Genomic DNA, 25,824 nt, shown 5'->3' on the forward strand with positions numbered 1-25,824 from the left:
GCTCGCTGCGGATGAAGATCGCCTTTTATGCACCGCTGAAATCGCCCGATCACCCGGTGCCGTCAGGCGACCGGCTGATGGCCCGCATGCTGATCGCGGCACTGCGGATCGGTGGGCACGAGGTTGCGATTGCATCGGATCTGCGCAGTTTCATGGCCAAGCCATCGGATCAGGATTTCCGCGAACTTGAGCTTGCGGCGGAAACCGAAACCGCGCGCCTTCGGACACTCTGGCAGAGCGAGGGCGTTCCCGATCTCTGGTTCTGCTACCATCCCTATTACAAGGCGCCCGACCTTCTCGGCCCCGGGCTCGCGGGCGAGTTCTCCATTCCCTATGCGACGGCGGAAGCGTCATACTCGATGCGGCGGAATGAAGGTGTCCGCGCGATTGCCCAACGCCATGTTCTTGCGGGGATTTCGCAGGCGGCCGTCAACATCTGCCTGACGCGCCGCGACCGCGACGGCCTTCTTGAAGCCGCTCCCTCATGCCGCCACGCGATGCTTGCGCCGTTCATCGACGCTGCGCCGTTCATTGAGAGCAAGCCATCAGCCGATGCCCCCTGCCGGCTGGTCGTGGTCGCGATGATGCGCAGCGGCGACAAGATGAATAGCTACCGCATGCTGGCGCAGGCGCTGACGCGTGTTGCCGACGCCGCCTGGACCTTGACGATCGTCGGCGACGGACCTTGCCGCGACGAGGTCATCGGGGCCTTTGCGACTTTGCCTCCCGAGCGATTGATGTGGCTTGGCGAAAAGGATGCAGCCGACCTGCCGGATATTCTTGCCAGCACTGATCTCTACGTGTGGCCCGGCTGCGGCGAGGCCTACGGGCTTGCCTATCTCGAAGCGCAGGCTGTGGGCCTGCCGGTCGTTGCGCAACGAACGGCCGGCGTGCCGGAAGTGGTGAGAGACGGCGAGACTGGGCTGCTGACGCCGGACGGGGATATCGGCGCCTATGCGGCGGCGGTGCGCGACCTGATCGAGGATCCGGCCGGCCGCAGGCGATTGGGCGCAGCCGCCCGACGGTTCGTTCATGAGGAGCGCTCGTTTCCGGCAGCCGCCCTACGGCTTCGCTCGATTTTCGATGAATTTCTGGAGACGCCGAAATGACAGAGGAAATCCATTGGCAGCGCCTTGCTGCGGAGCTCGATCGCATTGAAGCGTCGGGACGGCCGGTGGATTTCTGGCTGCGTGACGACGACGCAGCCGAGCCGACGCGGGCGCTCGATCGGCTGCTGTCGCTGGTCGACCGACACGCTCTTCCGGTCGTTTTGGCCGTTCCGCCAGCCCAGACCGGCGAGGCGCTCGCGCGCCGCCTTGGCGGGCTCGCAGATGTCAGCATTGCCGTGCACGGGTGGGCGCATCGCAATCATGCGCCGCCTTCGGAAAAGAAGCAGGAGCTTGGCGCGCACCGGCCGCGCGCCACGGTGCTCCACGAACTCGAACTCGGCTATGACCGCTTGCGGACGCTCTTCCCGGGCGGCTTCGTGCCGATGCTCGTTCCCCCGTGGAACCGGATCGACAACACGCTTCTCGACGGCTTGCCCGACATCGGTTTCAAGGTGCTCTCGGTCTTCGGGCCGGAGAAACCATCGCCGTTCAAGCTCGTCAACACGCATGTCGATGTCATGGATTGGCGCGGGACGCGCGGTTGCCGCGACCATGCACTGATCGTCTCCGACATCATTGCGAGGCTTCGGCAGGTGACCGGCGACGTCGAGGAGAGAGCGGAGCAGAAGGGCCGCACGATCGGCGTGCTGACGCATCACCTCGTTCACGACGAGGGCGTCTGGACATTCCTCGAAAAGCTCTTTGCGGCGACCAGCGGACATCCGGCCTGCCGTTGGCTTGCCGGCCGCGAGATTACAGCTCGATGATCTGTCCGTCGCGGGCGGCAAAGGCGCCGGCGAACGTCGCCTGAACGTCGCGTTCCATCGCGGCCAGCGCCTCGTCGGTGCGGGACGGATCGTGATGGAACATGGCGAGATGCTTGACACCGGCGGCCATCGCCAGCCGGGCGCCATGCATGCCGGTCGAGTGCCCAAAGCCCTGAAAATGATCCATCTCGCTTTCGAGATAGGTGCAGTCGTAGACCATCAGATCACAGCCGGCGATCAGATCGAGAACCGCGGGATCGAGAATGCCGGGCTCGTGCTCGGTGTCGTAGACGAGTGCGACGGCGCGCCCGTTCCATTCGACGCGGTACCCGACACAGCCGCCCGGATGCCTGAGGCTTGCCGTGCGGACCGTGATTCCCGCCCGTGGCGTCAGCACGTCACCGGGTTTGAAATCCAGGCCGTCGAGGCTTGCCTGACAGATATCCGGGTCCACTGGGAACCACGGTGGGCGCATAAAGTCGCGGATCATTTCCTTCGTGGTCATCGTGCCGTGCAGATGGCCGGACCAGAAGCGTACCGAGTTCTGACACTTGTAGATCGGCTTGAAATAGGGAAGGCCGATGATGTGGTCATAGTGGCTGTGGGTGAAGAAAAGGTCGAATTGGTCGATGCCTTCGGCGATCAGCGAGTAACCGGCCTCGCGCAACCCCGACCCCGCATCGAAGAGCAATACATCCTTGCCGCATCGAATCTCGATGCAGGATGTATTTCCCCCATAGGCGACGTATTGTTGGCCGGATACCGGCAAACTTCCTCTTACGCCCCAGAACCGCACTCGAAAGTTGTCGTCACGCATTCAGTTTCGGCTTCACTACGCACGCTCGGACCATTTTGATCCTTGTGTGACTGTTAAACAAGCACAATGGCCACACCCCTGCAATGCCATGGGTTATTATTTGGAAAGTAACCTTAGCGTCGCCAAGAGCGCCCGGTTGGAAATCGTCCGACGAAACCGCATTTCAGCGGGGGGCGCCGGATCGATGGCGAGGCCTTCGCAACAGCACATGAAACTTTTCCTTGCGCTGTTACGTGGATTATTTATCGAACGCAGTAACGTAGGGAACAGGTCACGCATGGTTGAGGCAGCAGACGGGCGGTTCTATGACAGCGTACCTCTCTTCGATGCGTTCGAAGGGGTCGCGGACGAGGCGAATTATCGTCCGCTGCCGGACGGCTGGCTTCTCGCCGTTGCCGACATCGTCAACTCCACCGGCGCGATCGCCGAAGGCCGCTACAAAACTGTGAACATGGCAGGCGCCAGCGTCATTTCGGCGTTGATGAACGCGCTCGAAGAAAAGTCGATGCCCTTTGTTTTCGGGGGAGACGGCGCGCTCGCCGCGCTGCCGGCGCCGATGACGGACCGCGCACGCGACGCACTCGCCGCCGTGAAGACCTGGGTCGCTGAGGAACTCGGGCTCGAATTGCGCGCCGCCCTGGTGCCGGTCAGCGATATCCGCGCCAACGGCCTCGATATGCGCGTCGCCCGCTTCAAGGCGAGCGAAGAGGTTTCCTACGCGATGTTTGCGGGCGGCGGCGCCAGTTGGGCCGAAGCGGAGATGAAGGCGGGACGCTATCCCGTCGGCGCCGCGGCGGCTGGCAGCCGGCCCGACCTCACCGGGCTTTCCTGTCGCTGGAACCCGATCGAGTCCCGCCACGGCGCCATTGCCTCGATCATCGCCGTGCCGGGGCCGAAGGGCAATGGGCCGGAGTTTCAGGCGTTGATCGCCGATATCGTCGCATTGGCCGACGAGGAAGAACGCAATGGCCATCCTGTTCCCGAACTTGGGCCGAGGCCACGGTTCTCCTTCAAGGGCATTGAAGCCGAGACGCGGGCCGTGGCGCCGAAAGGACGGCGCTTTCTTCCCCGTTGCTTCATCACCGTGCAGACGCTGGTTCTGTTTGTTTGCCTCCGGCTGGGCTGGAATCTGGGCTCGTTCGACACAAACCGCTACCGCCGCGACCTCGCCGACAACACGGATTTCCGCAAGTTCGACGACGGGCTGAAAATGACGATCGACATCAGCACTGAACGGCTCGAACGGATCGAGACGAGGCTAAGGCAGGCAGAGGCCATAGATGTCGTGCACTATGGCCTGCATCAACAGGATTCGGCGCTGATGACATGCATCGTGCCGACGCCGATGACACGGGATCACATGCATTTCGTCGACGGCGCGTCGGGCGGCTACGCGGTGGCGGCAAGCAAGCTCAAGGCCGCGCTGGCGCGCGTAAGCACCGCCTAGCAAGACGCCGCAAGTGCCGCCTGTTTCAGCCGTGGTGGGCCGGGCGGACTAAGCCTTGACGATATGCTCGCCGGTCAGTCTGTTGCGGTAGAACACGTTGCGCGTATCGACGATGAGCGAGGCGGAAGCGGCAAGGGCCGCGTAATCCACCTGGTCGTGATCGGTGGCAATCAGCACGGCATCGAATGTCGCGACTGTTTGTGCGTCGAGCGTGACCGATCGCCGGCCCTTCAAAGCACCGTGTTCGCGTGTCGGTGGGATCTCGGCGACGTAGGGGTCGTGATAGGAAGTGCGTCCGCCGCGCTCTTCGATCAACTCGATCAGGCGCAGCGACGGGCTTTCGCGAATATCCGGAACATTCTTCTTGTAGGCGAGGCCGACGACGAGGACGTTGGAACGGCTGAGCGCCTTGCCAGCCTTGCGGTCGAGTGCCTCGGCGAGGCGGCTGACCACATGGCGCGGCATGGCCGAGTTGATCTCGCCGGCAAGCTCGATGAAGCGCGTCGGCAGCTCGTATTCCCGCGACTTCCAGGTGAGGTAGAAGGGGTCGATCGGGATGCAGTGGCCGCCAAGCCCCGGTCCGGGGTAGAACGGCATGTAGCCGAACGGCTTGGTCTTCGCCGCTTCGATCACTTCCCAGACGTCGATGCCCATGGCCTCGTAGACGATCTTCAATTCGTTAACGAGGGCGATGTTGACCGAGCGGAAGATGTTCTCGGTGAGCTTCACGGCCTCCGCCGTGGCGTTGGAGGAGACCGGCACGACGGTTTTCACCACGGCTGCATAGAACCGTTCCATCAAGGCCGAAGCCTGCGGTCCATCGCCGGCGACGACCTTTGGAATGCTGACCGTTTCGTAGGTCGGATTGCCGGGATCCTCACGTTCCGGCGAAAAGCCGACGAAGAAGTCGCTGCCGGATTTGAGCCCGGTTTCCTCGAGGATGGTGCGCACGACGCCGTCGGTCGTCCCGGGATAGGTGGTCGATTCCAGGACGACGAGTTGTGCAGGCCTGAGGGTCGCCGCGATCGCGCGTGACGTCTTTTCGACGAAGGAAAGATCCGGGTCGCGGTGCTTGGTAAGCGGCGTCGGCACGCAGATGATGATGACGTCGCAGTCCGCCAGCTTTTGAAAGTCCGTCGTCGAGCGGAAGCGGCCGGCACCGCTCTGTTTCGCGAGCGCGGCGTCCGATACGGCGGCGATGTAGGACTTGCCCGCGTCGAGCGCGACGATCTTGGTGGGGTCGATGTCGAATCCAATGACGGCAAAACCCGCGCGAGCAGCGGCGATGGCGAGCGGCAGGCCGACATAGCCGAGACCGATGACGCCGACCTTGGCGTTCGAGGCGGAGATGGACGAGAGCAGGCTTTCGAAATGAGGTGAGGTCAAGTTTGCTTTCCGGATCTCGTGGGCAGACGGGTGGCGCCGCGCGAACATGTCGTGGTTTGTTGGAGAGAAACAAGCTCCAAGTCAAGCGAGGCACTGCGTCACGCCGAAGGACAGGCCTTTGAGCTCTCTATCAAAACATCATGCGAGAAAAACTTTGCCCGGCCTCTGGAAATCGCCGGGTGGCATCAATATCTGCACCATATAAGTGCCGCATTCCGGGTGCCTGCACGTCATCGACGCCGGAATCGGTTGGAGCATTTTCTTAACGGGCACGGCTCATCATCATCCACCGCGAACATGGACCGGCAACTTGCCGGGGCGTTCGTCGTCTCCGGATGCTGACGCGGGACGGTCTGTCATGGTGAGGACGCGAAATGGCCCCGACGAACGACAACGTATCCGAAATCCTCATCGACAAGGTTGCCGACTGGCTTATGCGGACGTCGCTCAGCGACGCGCCGCTGGAAACGATCGTCAAAGGCTTTTGCGAGCGGCTCGCTGCCGCCGGCCTGCCGCTGATGCGCGTCCATCTCTCCTTTTCGATGTTGCACCCGCTTTATGATGCGCTTGGTTTTACCTGGATCCGCGGCAAGGGCGTCGAGGTAAGCGGCCTTCGGCACGAAGAGCTGGCGCTCAATCCCGAGCGTTTCCTGCAGAGCCCCTACTACTATCTGCTCAACAACAATCTCGAGCATGTCCGGCGGCGTCTTTACCAGGATACGCCGTCCGAGTTCCCGATCTTCGACGATCTCAAGGAGATGGGCGCCACGGACTATCTGGCCTTCATGCAATCGCTCGGCGCCGATTCGGGGCATGGCATGGTCGGATCCTGGACGACGGACCGCCATGGCGGCTTCACCGATGATGTGATCGGGGCGTTGCTCAAGCTTCAACACCACCTGGCGGTCGCCGCGAAGATGGCGGTGCTCGGAAAGCTCGCCGACAATATGCTGACCACCTATCTCGGCTCCAGTGCCGGCCGGCGCGTGATGAGCGGCCAGGTCCGCCGCGGCGACGGCGAAACCGTGCGCGCGATCCTGGTCATGGCCGACATGCGTCGCTCGACGATGCTGGCGGAGAAGGAGGGGCGGCAGTCCTATATCGAGACGTTGAACACCTATTTCGACGCGATCGCCGCGCCCTTCAATCGCAATGGCGGCCATATCCTGAGCTTCGTCGGCGACGGGTTCATCGCCGTCTATCCGTGTGGGCGCCATAAGGAACCGTCCGAATTTGCCGCCCGCGAGGCCTTTGCCGCCGTGCGCGCAGCAACGGCGCGGATGGAGATGCTGAACGGCGAACGGCGCAAGCAATCCCGCGATCCCATCGGCTACGGCATCGGGCTGCATGTCGGCAACGTGATGTTCGGCAATGTCGGGCTGCGCGACCGGCTGACCTTCTCCGCCTTCGGCTCGGCCGTTAACGAAGTGCAGCGGTTGCAGAACCTCACCAAGAAATATGCGCATAGCGTCGTCGCCAGCGAGGCCTTCGTCAATTACTGCGGCGGAGATTGGACGGCGCTCGGCCAGGAAAAACTGCGCGGAGTGCGGCAGAAATTCACGATTCTCTACCCCAACGATGCAGCGTTGCTTGCCAGAGCAGATGAGCGCTTCGACGATGTGTTGCAGGATGGACTTTCCGAGGCGGAACATGTCATGCTGCTTCACCGCAATACTCGTCCGCTTCAGCCGCCGCGCGGCCTTATCGACAAGATGCTTCAATAGGGGGAAGAATGTTCCGAGCCGTGTTTGTCGCCGCCAGCATCACCATGGCCGGAGGCGCGATGGCGCAGCCGTGGGAAAGCAAACTGTCAGACGGCTTCGAGGGACAGAATTTCGCACCCGAAGGCGGGCTCTACTATCGCGATAACTTCGAGCAGAGTGCGGGCACGGTGGAATTTCAAAACCAGGTGACGCACACCGGCAAAGGCGCACTCAAGTTGAGCGTCGTTCCGACCTGTCCGGATTCCCTCGACGGTTGTAGCGAGCGAGCCGAGATCTGGGAGAAGACGGCGCTGCGCGTGCCCTACGACCAGGGGGTCTGGTATGGTTTCGCGGTCAAGTTCGCCGATCCGGTCCCGAAGGAGGATCATCGTTATCTGATCGCCCAATGGAAGCGTGAGATCGATCCCGGCGCCGAAGGTGATTTCAGTCCGTTCCTTGCTTTGCGCCTCGAGGCGGGCAAACTCTTCGTCACGGTGGAGACGAATTACATGGCGCCGCTCTCATCCGGCCCGGAAGGTACGCCGGCGAACTGCAGGCCTGGCGAGATCCCGGTGTGGGGGCGGCCTAGCGTCAACCAGATGCGTATGCTGGTCGCCGCCGACAGCAACTGGAAACCGGAAGACGGCAGTCTGTTCAACGCCTGCACGGATGCCATCAAGGTGACCAACCATGGCAATCCGCTGCCCGATCCGAAGTCCGGCTGGATCGACTTCGCGATCTACACGCTGCCGGGGGCCGGTGGCACGGGACGCATCGAACTCTTCGCCAACGGCAAGCCGATCATCACGGTGGCGGGGCATGTCGGCCACGCCGACAAGGGGCTCGGCAAGAATCAGTACTTCAAGTTCGGCCCCTATCGGGCTGCCGATACGACCGACTGGACGCTGTTCTATGACGACTTCCGCCGCTCGCCGAACTGCGCCGACGTGCTGAAGGGCGGGACGTGCCCCGCGCTCTAACCAACTGAAGATGCACGAGGCAATGCTCCGGTTGCAGTTGGCCATGCTGGACAGCCCTCTGAAGCTGCGCTAGTCTTTTTTAGAGGCGGCGGATAAAAAGCAATGAGGGAAGCGTGCTGCTATGACATCTGGGGCGGACCTGCTTCGAGTTGAAGGTCTGCGGATCACATTCTCGGTGCTTGGCGGCGAAGTTCAAGCCGTCAATAATGCGAATTTCAGGATCTTGCCCGGCAAGGTCACGGCGCTCGTTGGCGAGTCGGGATCGGGCAAGTCGGCAATCAGCCAGGCGGTGATGGGCATCTTGCCCAACGTCGCCAGGGTTGGTGGCAAAATTCTGTTCAACGATCCCACGACGGCGGCAAAGCCCATCGACCTGCTTTCGCTGGAGCGGGAAGGTGATGAGATACGTAGCCTGCGCGGCACGCGTATCAGCAAGATCTTTCAGGAGCCGATGACGTCGTTGTCGCCGCTCCATACGATCGGAAACCAGATTTCCGAGGTGCTGAAGATCCACACGGATGCGGAAAAGGCTGAACGCCGGGCACGGACCGAGGAACTGCTCGGCTATGTTGGCTTTGCCAAGCCGAAGCGCGCCTACGAAATGTATCCGTTCGAGCTTTCCGGCGGCATGCGCCAGCGCGCGATGATCGCGATGGCACTGATCTGCCGACCGGCCCTCTTGATCGCCGACGAGCCGACAACTGCGCTCGACGTGACCGTACAGGCCCAGATCCTTAAACTTCTGCGCGAGCTTCAAGTGAAGCTCAATATGGCAATGCTGCTGATCACCCACGACCTCGGTGTCGTCGCCAACATGGCCGACGAGGTTGTGGTGATCTATCATGGGCAGATCGTCGAGGCTGGCCCTGTCGAGGCCATCTTCCGCAACCCGCAGCATCCCTATCTCAAGGGCCTGATGGCCGCCGTTCCGCATTTCGACATGAAGCCCGGCGAACGGCTGAAGGCGCTGCGCGAAGTGCCGGTCAAGGCCGGGTCAGTGCTTGGGACTTCGGTGGCCAACCGGCGCGCCGGCCCACAGGTGCTGCTGTCCGTCCGTAACCTCTCGAAGACATATGGAACGCGAAAATCGTCCTGGTTTGGTGGCGGCGAAAGTTCTCATCACCGCGCCGTCGACGATGTCAGCTTTGATATCCGCCGCGGCGAATGCCTCGGCCTCGTCGGCGAGAGCGGCTGTGGCAAGACGACAGTCAGCAAGATCCTGATGCGGGCGGTAACGCCGGACACCGGCTCGGTGACCTTCGACAACGGCGAAGGTCCGGTCGATGTGCTGAAGGCTCAAGGCGACGAACTGAAGGCGCTCCGGTCGAAGATCCAGATGGTGTTTCAGGACCCGGTTTCGTCGCTTTCCCCGCGCATGACCGTCAAGAACATTCTCAGCGAGCCCCTGGAGATCCATGGGCGCGGAACGGGCAAATCGCGCGTCGAGACCGTGCGCGAACTGCTGCAAGCCGTCGGGCTCGACCAGCGCTTCATCAACCGCTATCCGCACAGTTTCTCGGGCGGGCAGCGTCAACGCATTGGCATTGCCCGCGCTTTGGCGCTGGTGCCGGAACTGCTGATCTGCGACGAGCCGGTATCGGCGCTCGACGTTTCCGTTCAGGCGCAAATCCTCAACCTTCTCAAGGATTTGCAGAAAGAACTGGGACTGACCTGTCTGTTCATCTCGCACAACCTCGCGGTCGTGGATTACATGGCGGACCGCATTGCCGTCATGTGCGCCGGGCGCATCGTCGAGCTTGCGCCGCGCGAGGTGCTGATGCGCAAGCCGGTTCATCCCTATACCAAGTCGCTGTTGGCGGCCGTTCCCTATCCGGATCTCGATCGGCCGCTCGACTTTGACAGGCTGAAGGACAGCGAAGGATCGGATATGCGGCGCTGGGGACCGCAGTTCCGCGTCGACGACGCTGGCGACACGCTCATCCCCGCCGATCTCGGTGGCGACCACTTCGTGCTGGCGCGCCGGTCCGTGGATGCAAGGGAGTTACGGCCATGATCACCCGCCGAACTGTACTGGCATTGCTTGCATCCGTGGCATTTCCCGTGCGGCTCCTGGCTGCTGGGAGTGAACCGGCGTTTCTTGAAAAGCTGATTGCCGACGGCAAGCTTCCGCCGGTCAACGAGCGCTTGCCCAAGACGCCGCGTGTCATCAACGTTGCGGCGCTGGGGCGCACGCCCGGCAAGCATGGCGGTATCGTGACGATGATCATCGGCAGTGCCAAGGACATCCGGCTCATGACCGTCTACGGCTATGCCCGACTGGTCGGCTATGATGAAACGCTGAAGCTCGAAGCGGATGTCCTCGAAAGCTACGAGACGGTAGAGGACCGCATCTTCACCTTCCACCTGAGAGAAGGGCACAAGTGGTCCGACGGGACACCGCTGACGACCGAGGACTTCCGCTATTGCTGGGACGATGTGCTCAACAACGAGAAGCTGAGCCCCGCCGGTTTGCCGACTGCGCTGGTGATGGACGGCGAAGCCGGAAAGTTCGAAGTCATCGACGAGCGAACCATTCGCTATACTTGGTCGACGCCGAACCCGGACTTCCTGCAGAAGCTCGCCGCACCGCAGCCGCTGGTGGTGGCGGTGCCTTCAGCCTATCTCAAGCAGTTCCACGAGAAATATCAGGAAGAAGACAAGCTCAAGGCTTTGATGAAGGAGCAGCGCGTTAAGAAGTGGAGCCAGCTCCATATGCGCATGGCTCGCTCCTATCGCCCTGAGAATCCTGAGCTTCCGACGCTCGATCCATGGCGCAACACGACGTCGCTTCCTGCCGAACAGTTCATCTTTGAGCGCAACCCCTACTTCCACCGCGTCGACGAGAACGGGTTGCAGCTTCCCTATATCGACAAGTTCGTGCTCAACGTCAGCTCGTCGGCGCTAATCCCGGCGAAGACGGGCACGGGTGAAAGCGACCTTCAGGCGACGGGCATCGACTTCGTCGACTATACTTTCCTCAAGGATTCCGAGAAGCGGTACCCGGTTAAGGTACTGCTGTGGAAGAAGACGCAAGGCTCGCGCCTGGCGCTGTTGCCGAACCTCAACTGCTCCGACACGGTCTGGCGGTCGTTGCTGCAGGATGTGCGGGTTCGCCGTGCGCTCTCGCTGGCCATCGACCGCACCGAGATCAACAAGGCAGTCTTCTACGGCTTAACCAAGGAGAGCGCCGACACGGTTCTGCCGGACAGCCCGCTGTTCCGTCCGGAGTTCGCCAACGCTTGGGTGGCCCACGATCCAGCTCAAGCCAATGCACTGCTCGACGAAGCGGGCCTGACGCAACGCGACAGTGACGGCATTCGCGTCCTGCCCGATGGCAGGGCCGCGCAAATCGTCGTGGAAACGGCCGGCGAAAGCACGCTCGAGACGGACGTGCTGCAGCTCGTCACCGACTACTGGCAGAAGGTCGGGATATCGCTTTTCATCCGCACCTCGCAGCGCGACACGTTCCGCAGCCGTGCTGTCGGCGGCGAGATCGTCATGTCGATGTGGTTCGGGCTCGACAACGGCGTTCCGACCCCGGGCATGAACCCGGGGCAACTGGCGCCGACGGCCGACGACCAGCTGCAATGGCCGGTCTGGGGGCTCAACTACCTGTCCCATGGCGAAATGGGCCAGCCGCCGGATCTGCCTGCCGCTGTCGAACTGACGGAGCTGTTGCAACGCTGGCGGCATTCGGCTGAAGACGCCGAGCGCACGGAGATTTGGACCCGCATGCTGTCGATCTACACAGACCAGGTCTTTTCGATCGGTATCGTCAACGCCTCGCTACAGCCGATCCTCGTGGCGAAGAAGCTGCGGAATGTGCCGGAAACGGGGCTCTACGGCTTCGATCCCACGTCCTATTTTGGTGTTTACAAAACCGATACCTTCTGGATCGAGCAGGAAGCCTGACATGCTGCGATATATTCTCTGGCGTATCGCAGCGATGGTTCCAACCCTCCTCATCATATCGGCTCTTGTCTTCACCATCATCGAACTGCCGCCCGGCGACTACTTCGAGAGCTATGTCTCTGAGATCAAGGCGCAGGGCGAAGGCGTCGACATGGAGCAGATCGAGGCGCTGAGGAAGGAGTACGGCTTCGACCAGCCACCGGTCCTGCGCTACGTCTACTGGCTCGGCGGCATGCTGCAGGGCGATTTCGGCTATTCCTTCGAATACGAACTGCCGGTCAGCGCCGTCGTCGGCGACCGTCTGTGGCTGACGATCCTCGTCTCCTTCGTCACCATCATCTTCACCTGGCTGATCGCCTTTCCGATCGGCATCTATTCCGCGACCCACCAGTATAGCTGGGGCGACTACGGCCTGTCGCTGGTGGGCTTGATCGGCATTGCCATTCCGAATTTCATGCTGGCGCTGATCCTGATGTATTTCGCCAATATCTGGTTCGGGATTTCGATCGGCCACCTGATGGACCAGCAGTATCTGGCCGAGCCGATGAGCTGGGCCAAGGCGAAGTCTATCCTCGAACATATCTGGATCCCCGTCGTCATCGTCGGCGCGGCGGGCACGGCCGGCATGATCCGGCGTCTGCGCGCAAATCTGCTCGACGAGCTGCAGAAGCAGTATGTCGTAACGGCCCGCGCAAAGGGCCTTTCGCCGATGCGCACGCTGGTCAAATACCCTCTGCGCATGGCGTTGAACTTCTTCATATCGGATATCGGCTCGATCCTGCCGGCGATCATTTCCGGCGCTGAAATCACCGCGATCGTGTTGTCGCTGGAAACCACCGGGCCGATGCTGATCAAGGCCCTGCAAAGCCAGGACATGTATCTCGCCGGTTCGTTCCTGATGTTCCTCGCCTTCCTAACCGTGATCGGCGTGCTGATTTCCGATATCGCGCTCGCCATTCTCGATCCTCGAATTCGGCTGCAAGGCAGGAGCACCAAGTGACGTCATTTCTTCCGGCGCCCGGCGAGCCCTTGCCGCATTACGTATCGACTGCTCCCTTCGATCCCTATTCCGTCGAGGCGATGACCGACGAGCAGGTGCGCGTCAACCAGGCTTCCCAGCTTCGCCTGATGTGGTGGAAATTCCGCCGCCACAGGCTCGCGCTCGTCTCCGGCATCTTTCTCGCGGTGTTCTACCTCACGATCGTCGTCTCTGAGTTTCTGGCGCCTTACAACCTGCATACCCGCAACATGGATTACATCTACGCACCGCCGCAGGCGGTGCACCTGTTCCATGAGGGCCAGTTCGTCGGTCCCTTCGTCTATGGACGGACCATGACGCTGGATATGGAAACGCTGAAGCGCAACTATGCCGACGATGTCACGGACGTGCAGCGACTGCGTTTCTTCTGCCGGGGCGACAGCTATCGTTTCTGGGGCCTGTTCGACAGCAACGTGCATCTCGTTTGCCCGGCGAAGGACGGTCAGGCGTTCTTCCTGGGGACGGACCGTCTCGGTCGCGACGTGTTGTCGCGCATCATTTACGGTGCCCGAATTTCGCTGACGATCGGCCTGCTCGGCATCACCGTCAGTTTCGTGCTCGGCATCGTCATCGGTGGCCTTGCTGGTTATCACGGCGGCGTCTTCGATCTCGTCGTCCAGCGCGTCATCGAAGTCCTGCAGTCTATCCCGAGCATCCCGCTCTGGCTGTCGCTCGCAGCGATCATGCCGGCGACCTGGAGTCCGATCCTGATCTATCTGGCGATCACGATCATCCTTGGCCTCCTGGACTGGACGGGGCTTGCGCGCGCGGTGCGCTCGAAACTGCTGGCGCTGCGCGAGGAGGATTATGTGCTTGCGGCCCAGTTGATGGGCGCAAAGAGCAGCCGCATCATCGGCCGGCATCTCGTGCCTGGCTTCATGTCGCATCTGATCGCCACTGCGACGATCTCGATCCCCGGCATGATCCTCGGCGAGACGGCTCTGAGCTTCCTCGGTCTCGGTCTTAGACCCCCCATCACCAGTTGGGGCATTCTCTTGACGGAGGCCAAGAGCGTCAGCGTTATTGCTTTCTACCCCTGGCTCCTATTTCCCACAATTCCGGTCATTCTTGTGATTTTGGCGTTCAACTTCTTGGGAGATGGGTTGCGTGACGCAGCCGATCCCTACAAATGAAGCCCGGTTTGAAGCTGACAACCAGTCAGCGCCGAACGGTTCATTGATCCTGAGCGAAAGGTTTCTTGCATGATGCGGCGTTTTGAAGATGCCCGGATCCTCATGTATAGCCATGATACGTTCGGGCTTGGGCACCTCCGGCGGTGCCGCACGATCGCGCATTCCCTGGTGGAAGACTACCGCGGTCTGAACATCCTGATCATCTCCGGCGCGACGATCGCCGGTGCGTTCGACTACCGTGCGCGCGTCGACTTCGTGAAGATTCCGAGCGTCATCAAGCTGCACAATGGCGACTACACCTCGCTCGACCGTCATATCGAGCTCGACGAGACGCTGAAGATGCGTCAGGCAATCATTCGCCACACAGCCGAGACCTTCAAGCCGGACATCTTCATCGTCGACAAGGAGCCGATGGGCCTGCGCGGCGAGGTAGAGGAGACGCTGACCTATCTGAAGGCGCATGGCACGACGCTGGTCTTGGGCTTGCGCGAGGTCATGGATGCGCCGCATCTGCTGGAAGCGGAGTGGAAGCGGCGCGACACCATGCGCAAGATCGAGCAGTATTACGATACGATCTGGGTTTATGGCCCGCCGGATTTTTACGATCCGCTGACCGAGCTCGAAGTGCCGCCGGCTGTCCGCGACCGGATGAATTTCGTCGGCTTCCTGCAGCGCAGCGTTCCGCGGGAAGAACTGCCGGGCCACAAGCCGCAGGGCGATTATATCCTGGTCACCACGGGGGGCGGCGGCGACGGTGCGGACCTGATCCACGACGTCATCCACGCTTACCAGCAGGACCCGGAGCTTACGCACAATGCGTTGATCGTGCTCGGGCCCTATATGCCGGTCAAGAAGCGGGAAAAGCTGATCCGCAAGGGCAGCAAGATCCCCTATATCAAGATCATCGAGTTCGACAATCGCATGGAAGAGCTCATCGCCGGCGCAAAGGGCGTCGTCGCCATGGGCGGCTACAACACCTATTGCGAAATCCTCTCCTTCGACAAGCCGGCGCTGATCGTGCCGCGCATCCAACCGCGCGAGGAGCAGTTGATCCGCGCCCGCCGCGCGGCCGAGCTTGGGCTCATCGAAATGCTGTTGCCGGACGAAGCGGACGATCCGCTGCGGTTGGCGGCGGCGCTGAAGGCGCTGCCGTCCCGGGCGCCGCCTTCGAAAAGCACCGCCAACGGCTTGCGGCTGGAAGGGCTCGTGCATATCTCCGAGATCGTTGGTCGGTGGCTCGACCGGCCGTCGAGCGACCACTTGAATATCGTGAAGAAATCGAGCTGAAGCATTGCCGACAGATCGCAAGATTGCAGTCGTGCTGAAGGGCTATCCGCGTCTTTCGGAAACCTTCATCGCGCAGGAACTGCTTGGCCTTGAGCGGGCCGGACTAGATCTCGTACTGATCTCGCTTCGCCGTCCGACCGACGGCAAACGTCATCCGGTGCATTACGAGATTCGTGCCGATGTTCACTATCTGCCCGAATATCTGCATGAAGAGCCGCTGCGGGTGCTGCGCGGTCTCGTGCGTTCCCTGCCGAAGCCGGGTTTCTGGCCGGCATTCGGGCTCTTTCTGAAAGACCTGCGCCGCGATTTCAGCCGCAACCGCTTTCGCCGGTTCGGGCAGGCGGTCGTGCTCGCTTCGGAATGGCCGGGCAATCCGCGCTGGCTGCATGCGCATTTCATCCATACGCCTGCTTCGGTGACCGCCTATGCCAGCGTGATCGCCGCTACGCCCTGGACCTGCTCGGCGCATGCCAAGGACATCTGGACGTCGCCGGACTGGGAGCTTTCCGAAAAGCTTGGCCGGGCGCGCTGGACGGTCACCTGCACGCGCATGGGCTACGAACATCTGAAGAGCCTGACGAGCGAAAAGGCGAGGGTGCATCTGAGCTACCACGGCCTTGATCTTGATCGTTTCCCTCGTTTCGAGGGCACGCATTCTGACCGCAATGGTTCCGACCCTTCGGATCCCGTCCGCATCGTCAGCGTCGGCCGCGCCGTCGACAAGAAGGGCTACGACGTCTTGCTGAAGGCACTCTCGCTGTTGCCGGCGGACCTTCATTGGCGGTTCGAGCATATCGGTGCCGGTGAACTGACCAGCACGCTCAAGAGGCTTGCGGCCGAGCTTGGCGTTTCCGACAGGGTTGCCTGGAAGGGTGCGCTCGACCAGACCGACGTGCTGGCGCATTACCGGACGAGCGATATCTTCGCGCTTGCCTGCCGGATCACCGCCGACGGCGATCGCGACGGGTTGCCCAACGTGCTTGTCGAAGCGTCGAGCCAACGGCTGCCGTGTGTCTCGACGGCGATTTCCGGCGTTCCGGAACTTCTCATCGATGGTGAGAACGGCAGGGTCGTCCCGTCGGAAGACCCGCAGGCGCTTGCACGGGCCCTGGAGCAACTCATCCGAGATCCCGCGCTCCGTCACGGCCTGGGCGGTGCGGCGGAGCGGAAGGTCCGCGCGCAATTCGATCACCACACCAGTATCGATCAGCTTGCAGGGCTGTTTGCCAGCGAATGGAGAGCCGCGTGATGCGTGCGCGCCGTGTCTTTTTCTACGTGCAGCATCTCCTCGGCATCGGCCATCTGGCGCGGGCGAGCCGGATCGCGAGCGCCCTTGCCGCCAGGGGCTTCGAGGTGACCGTCGTGACCGGCGGCAGCCCGGTTCCGGGATTCCCGGGGAGTGACGTAAAGCATGTGGCCCTTCCGCCGGTGCTCGCGGGCGACAAGGGCTTTTCCGGCCTTGCCGACAGCGAGGGAAATCCGGTGAGCGACGCCTTCAAGGATCGGCGCCGGGAGCTGTTGATCGAGGCGTACCTTGAATGCGATCCCGATATCGTCATCTTCGAAGCCTTCCCTTTCGGCCGCCGCCAGATGCGTTTCGAGCTGATGCCCTTGCTCGAGGTGATCGAAAGGCAGACCCCAAGACCCCTCGTTGCCGCTTCGCTTAGGGACATCCTGCAGGAGCGGACGAAACCCGGCCGCGCCGAGGAGACACTCGACGTCGTCAGGGCGTATTTCGACCTCGTGCTCGTGCATGGGGACCCTGCCTTCGCGCGGCTCGAAGAGACCTATCCCTATGCGGCCGAGATCGAGGACAAGGTCGCCTATACGGGCCTCGTGGCGGGGCCGACACCGGACGCTCCGACGGAAACGTTCGACGTACTCGTTTCGGCCGGTGGCGGTGCGGTGGGGAAGGAACTGATCGGCGCGGCGTTGCAGGCGGCGAGCTTGCTGCCGCGCGAGCTGCAATGGTGCCTGGTCACGGGGCCGAACCTGCCGCAGCAGGACTATGACGCCTTGCAAGCTGCCGCGCCCGGCAACGTGCAGCTCTTCCGCTTCCGCAAGGATTTCGCGAGCCTGCTTTCGGGCGTGCGGCTTTCGGTTTCTCAGGCCGGCTACAACACGGTCTGCGACATCATCCGCGCCGGTTGCGGATCCCTGCTGATCCCTTTCGTCGCCGGCGGCGAAACCGAGCAGTCGACCCGAGCGGAACGGCTCGAAAAGCTCGGCCTTGCCGGCGTTCTGCCGGAGGCGGAGGTGACGCCCGAGAGGCTGGCGCGCGATGTCGAAGCGATGCTGGGGCGACCGAAGCCGAACATTCCGCCGCTGGATCTTGACGGCGCGATGAAGACCGCCGAAATCCTGGAAGGCCGCACGGCTCTTTGATCGGTCTCCGCGCGGGCGGCGGCTTCTGTGAACGTGTGGCCGGTTTGCGGTGCTATTCGACAGACAGATAGCTCGCTTCGCTGCGGCGCCCCAGCCGCCCTCAGACCGTGCCGATCAGCATGAAGCGGGTATATTTTTTCGTCGGCAGCGCGCCGGCAAATTCGACCGCCGAAAGCGCCGCCTGTTTCGTGAACTCCTCGACGGAGGCCACGCAATTGATATGGGTGGGCTCGCTGAAATAGTCGTTGGATTGCAAGAGGACGCGCGTGCCAGCGGGAATGCGATCGAGCCACGACCTCAGATCGGCGATGTGTTCGCAGCTCGTGTTGATGACCAGGTCGGCCCCAAGCGTCGTATAGTCGATCGCATACATGTCGGCCGTGACCGCACGGAATTTCTCCGGGAAGGCAAAATTCAGGGTTCGCGCAACCGTTTCCACATCCGGGTCGATGTCGAAGCTGTCGACCGCAGCCACGTTGAAGCGCGCATCCTCCAGCAGCATCGCGCCCAGGATGCCATACCAACCGCCGAGGATCGCAATCCTGGCGTAGGATGAACCAGCAACACTCAAAAGCGTGTCGCGCGCCCAGAGCTTGCAGGCAATCTGCTTGTGATTGAAGGCGTTGGCGATGTGGGCTTCGGGATGTTTGGCGATTACCTTCGCGACGCCTTCGATGAGGGGGCTCTGCGTATAGGCGGCGATACCGCGTGCCAAATCAAAGGCATGCTCGTACCAATCGCTGGTTTGGGAAGTCGGGTGGCTGGTGTGTTTCATGCTCTCGTTGTAAGCTGGGCGCCGGGCGAGTGCAATAACGGCGTGTGCTTCGGAGAGTGACGTTCTCTGTGGTTGCTTTCGCGGCAGTGGAGTCGAAACCACGTCCATTGCAGATTTCCCTCGCACCTGCATAATCGACAGAACCGGATTCGGCGCCGGACGGAATATGCAGGCATCCACTTCGCGATCGAGCGCCGACAGGCACCCATCCGGAGGCTTCGCCGAGGAATGATGCGTGGTGAGGCAAACGGCAGCCCGCCACGCCAGCAGCTATCGTGTTCAATAAGGTCCTATTGCCAGACACATGGAACCACGCCTTTCCCGCTACATCTGGGCCCACACGCGCAAGGATCAGCTTTGGATTCTGGTGATCGTCGCGCTGTCGATGATCCCCTATTTCCTGTCCTTCGACCTGCCGAAGCAGATCGTCAATGGACCGATCCAGGGTGACGGCTTCGACAGTCCGGAGGCGACGCAGGCCTTCCTGCCGATTTCGTTCGACTTGCCGTATTTCGGAACGATCAATGTCTTTGACGGTTTCCATCTCGGCCGAGAAGGCATGCTGCTCGCGCTCAGCCTGGTTTTCCTGCTGCTGGTGGTCATCAACGGCCTCTTCAAGTTCTACATCAACACTTTCAAGGGCCGGCTTGGCGAGCGCCTGCTGCGGCGCATCCGCTTCGAACTCGTCGATCGTGTCCTCCGCTTTCCGCCAAGCCACTTCAAAAGAGTGAAGCCGGCCGAAATCGCAACGATGATCAAGGATGAGGTCGAGCCGCTCGGCGGCTTTACCGGTGACGCCTTCGTCTCGCCGGCGCTGCTCGGCGGCCAGGCGCTGACGGCGCTGGTGTTCATCCTGCTGCAGAGCTTCTGGCTCGGTCTGATCGCGACGCTGATCGTCGCCGTGCAGGCGGTCATCATCCCGCGCATGCGCAAGCGGCTGCTGGTGCTTGGGCGTGAACGGCAGCTGACGGCGCGCGAACTCTCCGGTCGTGTCAGCGAAATCGTCGACGGCATCGGTGCCATCCGCGGGCACGATACCTCCAACTATGAGCGCGCCGACATCGCGGCGCGGCTCGGCCGGATCTTCAAGATCCGCTACGACCTCTACCAGTGGAAGTTCCTCGTCAAGTTCATCAACAATTTCCTGGCGCAGGTCACGCCTTTCCTGTTCTACGCGATCGGCGGCTATTTCGCGCTTCAAGGTCGCCTCGATATCGGTCAGCTCGTTGCCGTCATAGGCGCCTATAAGGACCTGCCAGGTCCGCTGAAGGAACTGATCGATTGGGATCAGGCTCGCCAGGACGTTCAGGTCAAGTACGCGCAGGTCGTCGAGCAATTCAGCGTCGATCCGTTGCTCGATCCGAAGGTTCAGGCCGTTGCGGCGGGGACCATCGAATCGTTGAGTGGTCCGCTGGCGGCGGTGAACCTGACGGTGATCGACGACGGCGGCTCGACCGTGCTCGACCACGTGTCGCTTCAGGTGCAGCCTGGCGAGAAGGTGGCGCTGACAGGCGGTGGCGAGGTGCTGGCGGAGGCCTTCGGCCGGCTGGTCTGGCCGGCGAGCGGCAAGGTGGTCATCGGCGGCCAGGACATTCTGGAGATCCCGGAATCGGTTACCGGACGTCGGATCGCCTACGCTTCGTCCGATGTCTACGTGTTCCAAGGCAGCCTCGGCGACAACATCCTCTACGGCCTCAAGCACGCTCCGCTGACGGAAGTAAACTACGAAGGGGAGGGCGCTACGCACCGCAAGTGGGAAGTGACCGAGGCGCGCCTGGCCGGCAATCCGCATCTGGATGTCAACAGCGACTGGCTCGACTACGGTTCGGCCGGGGCGAGCGGTCCGGATGATCTGCTCGTGCAGATCCGCCCGGTTCTCGACGCCGTGCTGCTGACCAATGACGTGATGGCGCTGGCCGTCCGCTCGACGATCGACGCGAACCGCCATGCGGCGTTCGCAGCCGGCATCGTCGAAATGCGCAGCGCGCTCAGGCAACGTCTTGAAAAGGAAAAGCTCAGCGATCTCGTCGTGTTCTTCGAACCGGGAACCTACAACATCGAGGCGACGATCGGCGAAAACATGCTGTTTGGCACGATCACCGATCAGGCGATGTGGGCGAACGCGCTTGAGAACCACCCGTTCTTCAAGACAATCCTGCAACGGGTCGGGCTGCGTGACACATTCTACGCGATGGGGATCGAGATCGCCGAGAACGTCGTCGAACTGTTCCGCGACTTGCCGCCGGATCACCCGTTCTTCCAGCAGCTGACCTTCATGACCGCCGAGGAAATACCTGTCTACGAGGCCATCCTGCAGAAGGTGCGCAGTCGCGGCAAGGCCGAGGTTTCCGAAGACGATCAGATCAAGATCATCCGGCTGTGCTTCGATTACATCGAGCCGCGGCACCGCTTCGGTTTGCTGACGGAAGAGGTCATGGCGAAGGTTGTTGCCACGCGCCGTGAGTTCGATGAGGGTTTGCCGGCCGACCTCGCTGGAATGATCGAGCATTATCGTCCGAACCGTTACATTGCCTCAGGCAGCATCATCGACAACGTGCTCTTCGGGCGTATTGGCCACAAGCATGCCGATGGGTCGGAAAAGATCCGGGCGATTGTCCGCGATCTCTTCGAAGCCGGCGGCCTCTATAACGAAGTGCTGGCTTTCGGTTTCGACTACAATGTCGGCGCGGGGGGCAAACGTCTGACGGCAGCACAGCGACAGAAGCTCGATCTTGCGCGCGCGCTTATCCGCGCCTGCGATTTCTATATCTTCAACCAGCCGCTGCTTGCGCTCGATCAACGCGTCCAGGAGCAGGTCGTGCGCAACGTCTTCTCGATGCTTGACCGGGCCGGGCGCGATCCAGCGATCGTCTGGGTTCTTGCCAATCCCTCGTTGATGGACCTCTTCGACCGTGTCGCAAAGTTCGAGAATGGGCGCCTGATTCATGACACCGGTGCCGATGCCGCAGTGGATGACGGACGCGACTACAAGGAAATGGCATCTTGATGTAATATTAATGTCAGGGCACGAGCATATGGTCCCGCCGCGATGCGGGAGGCAGACTGCTCCCGACGGGAAATCGGAGACACGGATTGTGATGTTGCTCAAGGATGAAGTTGAAATGCTGCGCCGGATAACCCTGTTTTCAGGATTGCCGCCGGCAAAGTTGAAGCTTCTTGCCTTCACGTCCGACAGGGTGATGTACGGTGCCGGCGACGCGCTGTTCTATCAGGGCGACATCGGCGATGCGGCCTATGTCATTCTCTCCGGCAAGGCGGAGGTCCTGATCAACACCGCCGGCGGGCCCTTCAAGATTGCCGAGTTTGAGCAAAATTCGATCGTCGGCGAAATCGCCATCCTCTGTAATACGCCTCGTACGGCGACCGTGCGGACCACCACACCGCTCGAAGCCTTGCGTATTCGCAAGGAGGATTTCCTCAAGCTGCTGGCCGACTTTCCCGAGATGGCGGTGGAAATCATGCGTGTCCTGGCTGACCGCCTGGCCCAGACCACGGCCGAACTCAGCGAAGCCCGTAACCAGGTCGAGCGGGTTGACGCCTGACGCACCTCGCAACCTAAGCTGTACCATGTGGAGACATTCCCTCGGGGCATGTGAGCCTTTCGCAAAAGGGATTCCGCTTGGCGGGTTTATCGGCTAGACAGGCGACATGCGTTCGATCACCTATTTCCGCAAAACCGTTCAGTTTCCCGAAAAGCCGGAGAAGAAGCGTTTCTTCGCGCGGCTGCAGAATGGCGATTGGGAGCCTTGTACGTTTCAGAACATCGAGCGCCTTGTCGATCGCAAGACGACCTTCATCGACATCGGCGGATGGATCGGAGTGACGCCCTATTGGGCCGCGCAGATCGCAGACAACGTCATCACCGTCGAGCCCGACCCCGTTTGCTTCGGCATCCTCAAGGAGATGCAGCCCGAAAACAGCGGTGAGGTGCGCGTGATCAACGCCGCACTTTCCGAGGACGAGGTGCTGGTGTTGCACTCTGTCGGCGGCGGTTTCGGCAGCTCGGAAACCTCCGCGCTGATTGCCGACGACAACGGCGAGGCGATCCGGGCGCAGACGGTTACGATCGCCGAGCTTCAGACCATGGCCCGGACCGAGCGGCTCTGCTTCAAGATCGACATCGAGGGATATGAGTATCGTGCCCTGGATCAGTTCCGGGCTATCGATCCGCAACGCACAGCCGGCGTCCTGCTTGCGGTGCACCCGCAAATCCTCTTTGCCTCGCTGAGCGGTCCTTCAGTGGTCCGCGCCATTCGCACGATTACAGCCACGATGCGCCTGATCCGCAGCCTGCGCGGCTTCAGCCTCGACAATCCCTCGGCGATCTGGGCGGCGCTGCGCAAATCGATCGCCCGCCGGGAGTTTCGGGGCTTCGACCTTTTGTTCGTTTCCAGGCAGCGCGACCGCTAGGCGGTTGCGAGAACGGCACCCACCGCTTGAAGCAGATGGCTGTCTCTTCGCGCAGACGCGCTCGGCGATAGGCGTTCAGGTCACGTCCTGCGGGATCATTCTCGAGCGAGACAGGCTCCCGCCGACAACAGGCGCGGAGCCGGCATGGTTAACCATTCTTTAGAGAATGTTAATTCTTCGTTTAAAGACGTAATTTTCAGTGCTATAAATTTCTTGGCCGCTATTGCTTACCGCGCCGCGCGTCATATGAGACGCGCAAAGGTTGTTGTAGTACTTTGATTTGCTGCATGCCTTTGTCCTCAGATTGAGGTCGATCCAAGGGTTCATGCAGGAAGCTTGATATTGTATCGTGAGGGCGACCGCATGTCATGGATGTATTTTGCGTCTGCCGCCTATTGCCTGACCGCCTTGTTTCTCCTGGCGATGACTTTTCTTGAAGGTTTGCAGGCGCGTGCGCCTTGGAGCATGTATCGCTTTGCTGGGCTGCTCATCTGCATTTTTTGGCCGGTCCTGTTTCTCTATCTGATGTTTAAAATGATATCGAAAACAAGAATTTCGGAGCGATAAGGTTAGACTTCCCTGCCACTATGTCGGGTTTTGCGCCCGAACCGTGGCATTTACCATACAACCAGAAAATGCCGGAGATTTAACCCATGAGTACCTCATGCGGATTATGCTTCAGCGGTGATCGACCGGTGTGAAAGTATTTGAACATGTGCGGTTTCGGTGGCTATTTCGGCTCAATTCCAGACGCAAAGCACCTCCTCGAGAGAATGGTTTCCGCGATTGCCCATCGCGGCCCGGACGAGAACGGCGTCTTCGTCGACAAGGAGGCCGGGCTTGGTCATGCGCGCCTGTCGATCGTCGGTCTCGGCGACGGCCAGCAGCCGATGTCGGACGAGAGCGGTGAATTGACGATCGCCTTCAACGGCGAGATCTTCAATTATGTCGAATTGCGCGATGAGCTGCGTGCCAAGGGCCGGCGCTTCCGCACCTCGAGCGACACCGAAGTGATCCTCCATCTTTACGATGTCATGGGGGAGGAATGCCTGTCCCGTCTCAATGGCGACTTTTCCTTCGCCATCTGGGATCGCCGCCGCCAGCGGATGATGCTGGCGCGCGACCGGATGGGCGTACGCCCGCTGTTCTACATGAACCATGGCGGCACCCTCTACTTCGCATCCGAGATCAAGGCCCTGCTTCAGGTGCCGGGCGTTTCTGCCGAACTCGATCCCATCGCGCTCGATCAGATCTTCACGCTCTGGGCGCCGATCGCGCCGCGCACCGGTTTTCGCGACATTCATGAGCTTGAGCCGGCGCATCTCATGATTGCAGAAAAGGGCAAGGTCGCGATCCGCCCCTACTGGCAACTCGACTATCCCGACCGCGGGGCGTCGCCGCTGTTCACGGACGACCGTGCCGCTGCCGAAGAACTGCGCGCGCTGCTCACGGATGCCACCCGGATCCGGATGCGCGCCGATGTTCCCGTCGGCTCCTACCTTTCGGGCGGGCTCGACTCCTCCATTGTCGCGGCGATGGCGACCGGCATGGCGCCGCGGGGGCTGAGGACCTTCTCCGTCACCTTCGATAGCGTGGAGCATGACGAGAGCGCCTTCCAGATGGAAATGGCGACAGCGCTCGGCACGCATCACAGCGCCGTTGCCTGCCGGGCGGGCGACATTGCGCGGTCTTTTCCGGAGGTGATCCGCTTTGCGGAGCGACCGATCATCCGAACGGCGCCGGCACCGCTCTATCAGCTTTCGGGTCTCGTCCGGGAGCAGGGGCTGAAGGTGGTTCTGACGGGCGAAGGCGCCGACGAGGTCTTTGCCGGCTACGATATCTTCAAGGAGGCGCGGGTCCGTCGGTTCTGCGGCCGCCAGCCCGGGTCGCGCATTCGCCCGCACCTCTTTCGCAAGCTCTATCCCTACATCCCGGGCCTGCAGCAGCAATCGGCGGAGTATCTCGCCGCGTTCTTCGGCGCCGGCGACGTGCCGCTCGACGATCCGCTCTTCTCGCACCGGCCACGCTTCAAGAGCACGGCGGCGACCAAGATCTTCTTCTCGGGCGATCTGCGTACGCGGTTGAGCAACTACGATGCGGCAGAGGATCTGGCGAGCCGGCTTCCGGCAGCCTTCGGACGCTGGCACCCCTTGCACCAGGCGCAATACCTCGAAAGCCGCTTCCTGCTGCCGGGCTATATCCTGTCGAGCCAGGGCGATCGCATGGCCATGGCCCACGGGATCGAAGGACGCTTCCCGTTCCTCGATCATCGCCTCGTCGAATTTGCGACCCGTCTGCCGCCCGAAATGAAGCTGAAGGGGCTGGTGGAGAAGCATATCCTGCGCGAAGCGACGAAGGATCTGTTGCCCCCGTCCATCGGCCAGAGAACCAAGCAGCCCTATCGCGCGCCGGACAGCCATTCCTTCACCGGGGTGGGCGAACTCGATTACGTTCGCGATGTCATGAGCGAGGCGCGCGTCAGCGACAGCGGGCTTTTCAATGCCAAAGCCGTGACGAAGCTCTACGAAAAATGCCAGTCGCAGCCGGTCACCGGCTTCCGCGACAATGCGGCTTTCGTCGGAGTCCTGTCGACACAGCTCTGGCTGCAAATCTTTACCGGCACCAGCGTCCGCGCGGCGGAAGCAGCCTGAAC

20 protein-coding genes are annotated in these 25,824 nt (G+C 61.5%); 17 read left to right on the forward strand and 3 right to left on the reverse strand.

All coding sequences use genetic code 11. The features are described from left to right. The first annotated feature begins 11 nt into the window (after window positions 1–11). Entirely contained in the window at window positions 12–1,109 is a 1,098-nt protein-coding gene (locus IB265_RS30490) for a glycosyltransferase family 4 protein (RefSeq protein WP_057251309.1), read from the forward strand. After that, window positions 1,106–1,876, forward strand: a complete 771-nt coding sequence (locus IB265_RS30495; protein ID WP_057251308.1) for a polysaccharide deacetylase family protein — start codon at window positions 1,106–1,108, stop codon at window positions 1,874–1,876. The genes IB265_RS30490 and IB265_RS30495 overlap by 4 nt, the downstream gene beginning before the upstream one ends. On the opposite strand, the gene IB265_RS30500 is transcribed toward IB265_RS30495, so the two are convergent. After that, window positions 1,863–2,693 (reverse strand): MBL fold metallo-hydrolase, encoded by an 831-nt coding sequence (locus tag IB265_RS30500; protein WP_057251307.1) that lies wholly within the window; start codon window positions 2,691–2,693, stop codon window positions 1,863–1,865. The two genes, IB265_RS30495 and IB265_RS30500, sit on opposite strands and share 14 nt — an antisense overlap. Window positions 2,694–2,970: 277 nt before the next feature. Here IB265_RS30500 and IB265_RS30505 point away from each other — a divergent pair, with 277 nt between their 5' ends. Continuing rightward, window positions 2,971–4,140 (forward strand): DUF3095 domain-containing protein, encoded by a 1,170-nt coding sequence (locus IB265_RS30505; protein ID WP_057251306.1) that lies wholly within the window; start codon window positions 2,971–2,973, stop codon window positions 4,138–4,140. A gap of 48 nt (window positions 4,141–4,188) precedes the next feature. Here IB265_RS30505 and IB265_RS30510 read toward each other — a convergent pair whose 3' ends face one another. Then, window positions 4,189–5,526, reverse strand: coding sequence for a nucleotide sugar dehydrogenase (locus IB265_RS30510; RefSeq protein WP_057251305.1), 1,338 nt, complete (start codon window positions 5,524–5,526; stop codon window positions 4,189–4,191). A 374-nt stretch (window positions 5,527–5,900) separates the two neighbouring features. On the opposite strand from IB265_RS30510, the gene IB265_RS30515 reads away from it, so the two are divergent. From IB265_RS30515 to IB265_RS30555, 9 genes are all read left to right on the forward strand, one after another. Then, complete coding sequence (locus IB265_RS30515) at window positions 5,901–7,250, forward strand: adenylate/guanylate cyclase domain-containing protein (RefSeq protein WP_057251304.1); 1,350 nt, start codon at window positions 5,901–5,903, stop codon at window positions 7,248–7,250. Between the two features lie 8 nt (window positions 7,251–7,258). Next, complete coding sequence (locus IB265_RS30520; protein ID WP_057251303.1) at window positions 7,259–8,209, forward strand: polysaccharide lyase; 951 nt, start codon at window positions 7,259–7,261, stop codon at window positions 8,207–8,209. 121 nt (window positions 8,210–8,330) lie between these two features. After that, on the forward strand, window positions 8,331–10,223 hold the full coding sequence (locus IB265_RS30525) for an ABC transporter ATP-binding protein (RefSeq protein WP_057251302.1): 1,893 nt from the start codon (window positions 8,331–8,333) through the stop codon (window positions 10,221–10,223). After that, window positions 10,220–12,121 (forward strand): ABC transporter substrate-binding protein, encoded by a 1,902-nt coding sequence (locus IB265_RS30530; RefSeq protein WP_057251301.1) that lies wholly within the window; start codon window positions 10,220–10,222, stop codon window positions 12,119–12,121. Before IB265_RS30525 ends, IB265_RS30530 begins: the two co-directional genes overlap by 4 nt. A 1-nt stretch (window position 12,122) precedes the next feature. Further along, window positions 12,123–13,121: an ABC transporter permease gene (locus IB265_RS30535; RefSeq protein ID WP_057251300.1), complete on the forward strand. Its 999-nt coding sequence runs from the start codon at window positions 12,123–12,125 to the stop codon at window positions 13,119–13,121. Next, window positions 13,118–14,293 carry an ABC transporter permease gene (locus IB265_RS30540; protein ID WP_057251299.1) on the forward strand — a complete coding sequence of 392 codons (1,176 nt, stop codon included), beginning with the start codon at window positions 13,118–13,120 and terminating at the stop codon, window positions 14,291–14,293. The genes IB265_RS30535 and IB265_RS30540 overlap by 4 nt, the downstream gene beginning before the upstream one ends. A gap of 69 nt (window positions 14,294–14,362) precedes the next feature. Continuing rightward, complete coding sequence (locus IB265_RS30545) at window positions 14,363–15,580, forward strand: glycosyltransferase family protein (RefSeq protein WP_057251298.1); 1,218 nt, start codon at window positions 14,363–14,365, stop codon at window positions 15,578–15,580. A gap of 4 nt (window positions 15,581–15,584) precedes the next feature. Continuing rightward, a complete protein-coding gene (locus IB265_RS30550; RefSeq protein ID WP_057251297.1) occupies window positions 15,585–16,829 on the forward strand; it encodes a glycosyltransferase family 4 protein in 1,245 nt (414 codons plus the stop codon). After that, on the forward strand, window positions 16,829–17,965 hold the full coding sequence (locus IB265_RS30555) for a glycosyltransferase family protein (protein ID WP_113133802.1): 1,137 nt from the start codon (window positions 16,829–16,831) through the stop codon (window positions 17,963–17,965). The genes IB265_RS30550 and IB265_RS30555 overlap by 1 nt, the downstream gene beginning before the upstream one ends. A 100-nt stretch (window positions 17,966–18,065) precedes the next feature. Here IB265_RS30555 and IB265_RS30560 read toward each other — a convergent pair whose 3' ends face one another. Further along, a complete protein-coding gene (locus IB265_RS30560; RefSeq protein ID WP_057251295.1) occupies window positions 18,066–18,740 on the reverse strand; it encodes a hypothetical protein in 675 nt (224 codons plus the stop codon). A gap of 304 nt (window positions 18,741–19,044) precedes the next feature. Between IB265_RS30560 and IB265_RS30565 the strand changes: the two genes are divergently transcribed. The 5 genes from IB265_RS30565 to asnB all read left to right on the forward strand — a co-directional run bounded on the left by IB265_RS30565 (window position 19,045) and on the right by asnB (window position 25,822). Continuing rightward, on the forward strand, window positions 19,045–21,747 hold the full coding sequence (locus IB265_RS30565) for an ABC transporter transmembrane domain-containing protein (protein WP_057251294.1): 2,703 nt from the start codon (window positions 19,045–19,047) through the stop codon (window positions 21,745–21,747). A 91-nt stretch (window positions 21,748–21,838) separates the two neighbouring features. After that, entirely contained in the window at window positions 21,839–22,303 is a 465-nt protein-coding gene (locus tag IB265_RS30570) for a cyclic nucleotide-binding domain-containing protein (protein ID WP_057251293.1), read from the forward strand. A gap of 106 nt (window positions 22,304–22,409) precedes the next feature. Beyond that, window positions 22,410–23,171, forward strand: coding sequence for an FkbM family methyltransferase (locus IB265_RS30575; protein ID WP_057251292.1), 762 nt, complete (start codon window positions 22,410–22,412; stop codon window positions 23,169–23,171). A 363-nt stretch (window positions 23,172–23,534) separates the two neighbouring features. Continuing rightward, entirely contained in the window at window positions 23,535–23,738 is a 204-nt protein-coding gene (locus IB265_RS30580) for a hypothetical protein (RefSeq protein ID WP_057251291.1), read from the forward strand. A gap of 146 nt (window positions 23,739–23,884) precedes the next feature. Next, window positions 23,885–25,822 (forward strand): asparagine synthase (glutamine-hydrolyzing), encoded by a 1,938-nt coding sequence (gene asnB / locus IB265_RS30585; protein WP_192495629.1) that lies wholly within the window; start codon window positions 23,885–23,887, stop codon window positions 25,820–25,822. Window positions 25,823–25,824 lie beyond the last annotated feature (2 nt).

This window comes from Ensifer sp. ENS10, from assembly GCF_014852025.1.
Classification (GTDB): domain Bacteria; phylum Pseudomonadota; class Alphaproteobacteria; order Rhizobiales; family Rhizobiaceae; genus Ensifer.

What these genes read in the sequence shown, in the direction of transcription:
- IB265_RS30490 (WP_057251309.1), top strand. Translation starts at nt 12, where the DNA reads ATGAAGATCGCCTTTTATGCACCGCTGAAATCGCCCGATCACCCGGTG.
- IB265_RS30495 (WP_057251308.1), top strand. Translation starts at nt 1,106, where the DNA reads ATGACAGAGGAAATCCATTGGCAGCGCCTTGCTGCGGAGCTCGATCGC.
- IB265_RS30500 (WP_057251307.1), bottom strand. Translation starts at nt 2,693, where the DNA reads ATGCGTGACGACAACTTTCGAGTGCGGTTCTGGGGCGTAAGAGGAAGT.
- IB265_RS30505 (WP_057251306.1), top strand. Translation starts at nt 2,971, where the DNA reads ATGGTTGAGGCAGCAGACGGGCGGTTCTATGACAGCGTACCTCTCTTC.
- IB265_RS30515 (WP_057251304.1), top strand. Translation starts at nt 5,901, where the DNA reads ATGGCCCCGACGAACGACAACGTATCCGAAATCCTCATCGACAAGGTT.
- IB265_RS30520 (WP_057251303.1), top strand. Translation starts at nt 7,259, where the DNA reads ATGTTCCGAGCCGTGTTTGTCGCCGCCAGCATCACCATGGCCGGAGGC.
- IB265_RS30525 (WP_057251302.1), top strand. Translation starts at nt 8,331, where the DNA reads ATGACATCTGGGGCGGACCTGCTTCGAGTTGAAGGTCTGCGGATCACA.
- IB265_RS30530 (WP_057251301.1), top strand. Translation starts at nt 10,220, where the DNA reads ATGATCACCCGCCGAACTGTACTGGCATTGCTTGCATCCGTGGCATTT.
- IB265_RS30535 (WP_057251300.1), top strand. Translation starts at nt 12,123, where the DNA reads ATGCTGCGATATATTCTCTGGCGTATCGCAGCGATGGTTCCAACCCTC.
- IB265_RS30545 (WP_057251298.1), top strand. Translation starts at nt 14,363, where the DNA reads ATGATGCGGCGTTTTGAAGATGCCCGGATCCTCATGTATAGCCATGAT.
- IB265_RS30555 (WP_113133802.1), top strand. Translation starts at nt 16,829, where the DNA reads ATGCGTGCGCGCCGTGTCTTTTTCTACGTGCAGCATCTCCTCGGCATC.
- IB265_RS30560 (WP_057251295.1), bottom strand. Translation starts at nt 18,740, where the DNA reads ATGAAACACACCAGCCACCCGACTTCCCAAACCAGCGATTGGTACGAG.
- IB265_RS30565 (WP_057251294.1), top strand. Translation starts at nt 19,045, where the DNA reads ATGGAACCACGCCTTTCCCGCTACATCTGGGCCCACACGCGCAAGGAT.
- IB265_RS30570 (WP_057251293.1), top strand. Translation starts at nt 21,839, where the DNA reads ATGTTGCTCAAGGATGAAGTTGAAATGCTGCGCCGGATAACCCTGTTT.
- IB265_RS30575 (WP_057251292.1), top strand. Translation starts at nt 22,410, where the DNA reads ATGCGTTCGATCACCTATTTCCGCAAAACCGTTCAGTTTCCCGAAAAG.
- IB265_RS30580 (WP_057251291.1), top strand. Translation starts at nt 23,535, where the DNA reads ATGTCATGGATGTATTTTGCGTCTGCCGCCTATTGCCTGACCGCCTTG.
- asnB (WP_192495629.1), top strand. Translation starts at nt 23,885, where the DNA reads ATGTGCGGTTTCGGTGGCTATTTCGGCTCAATTCCAGACGCAAAGCAC.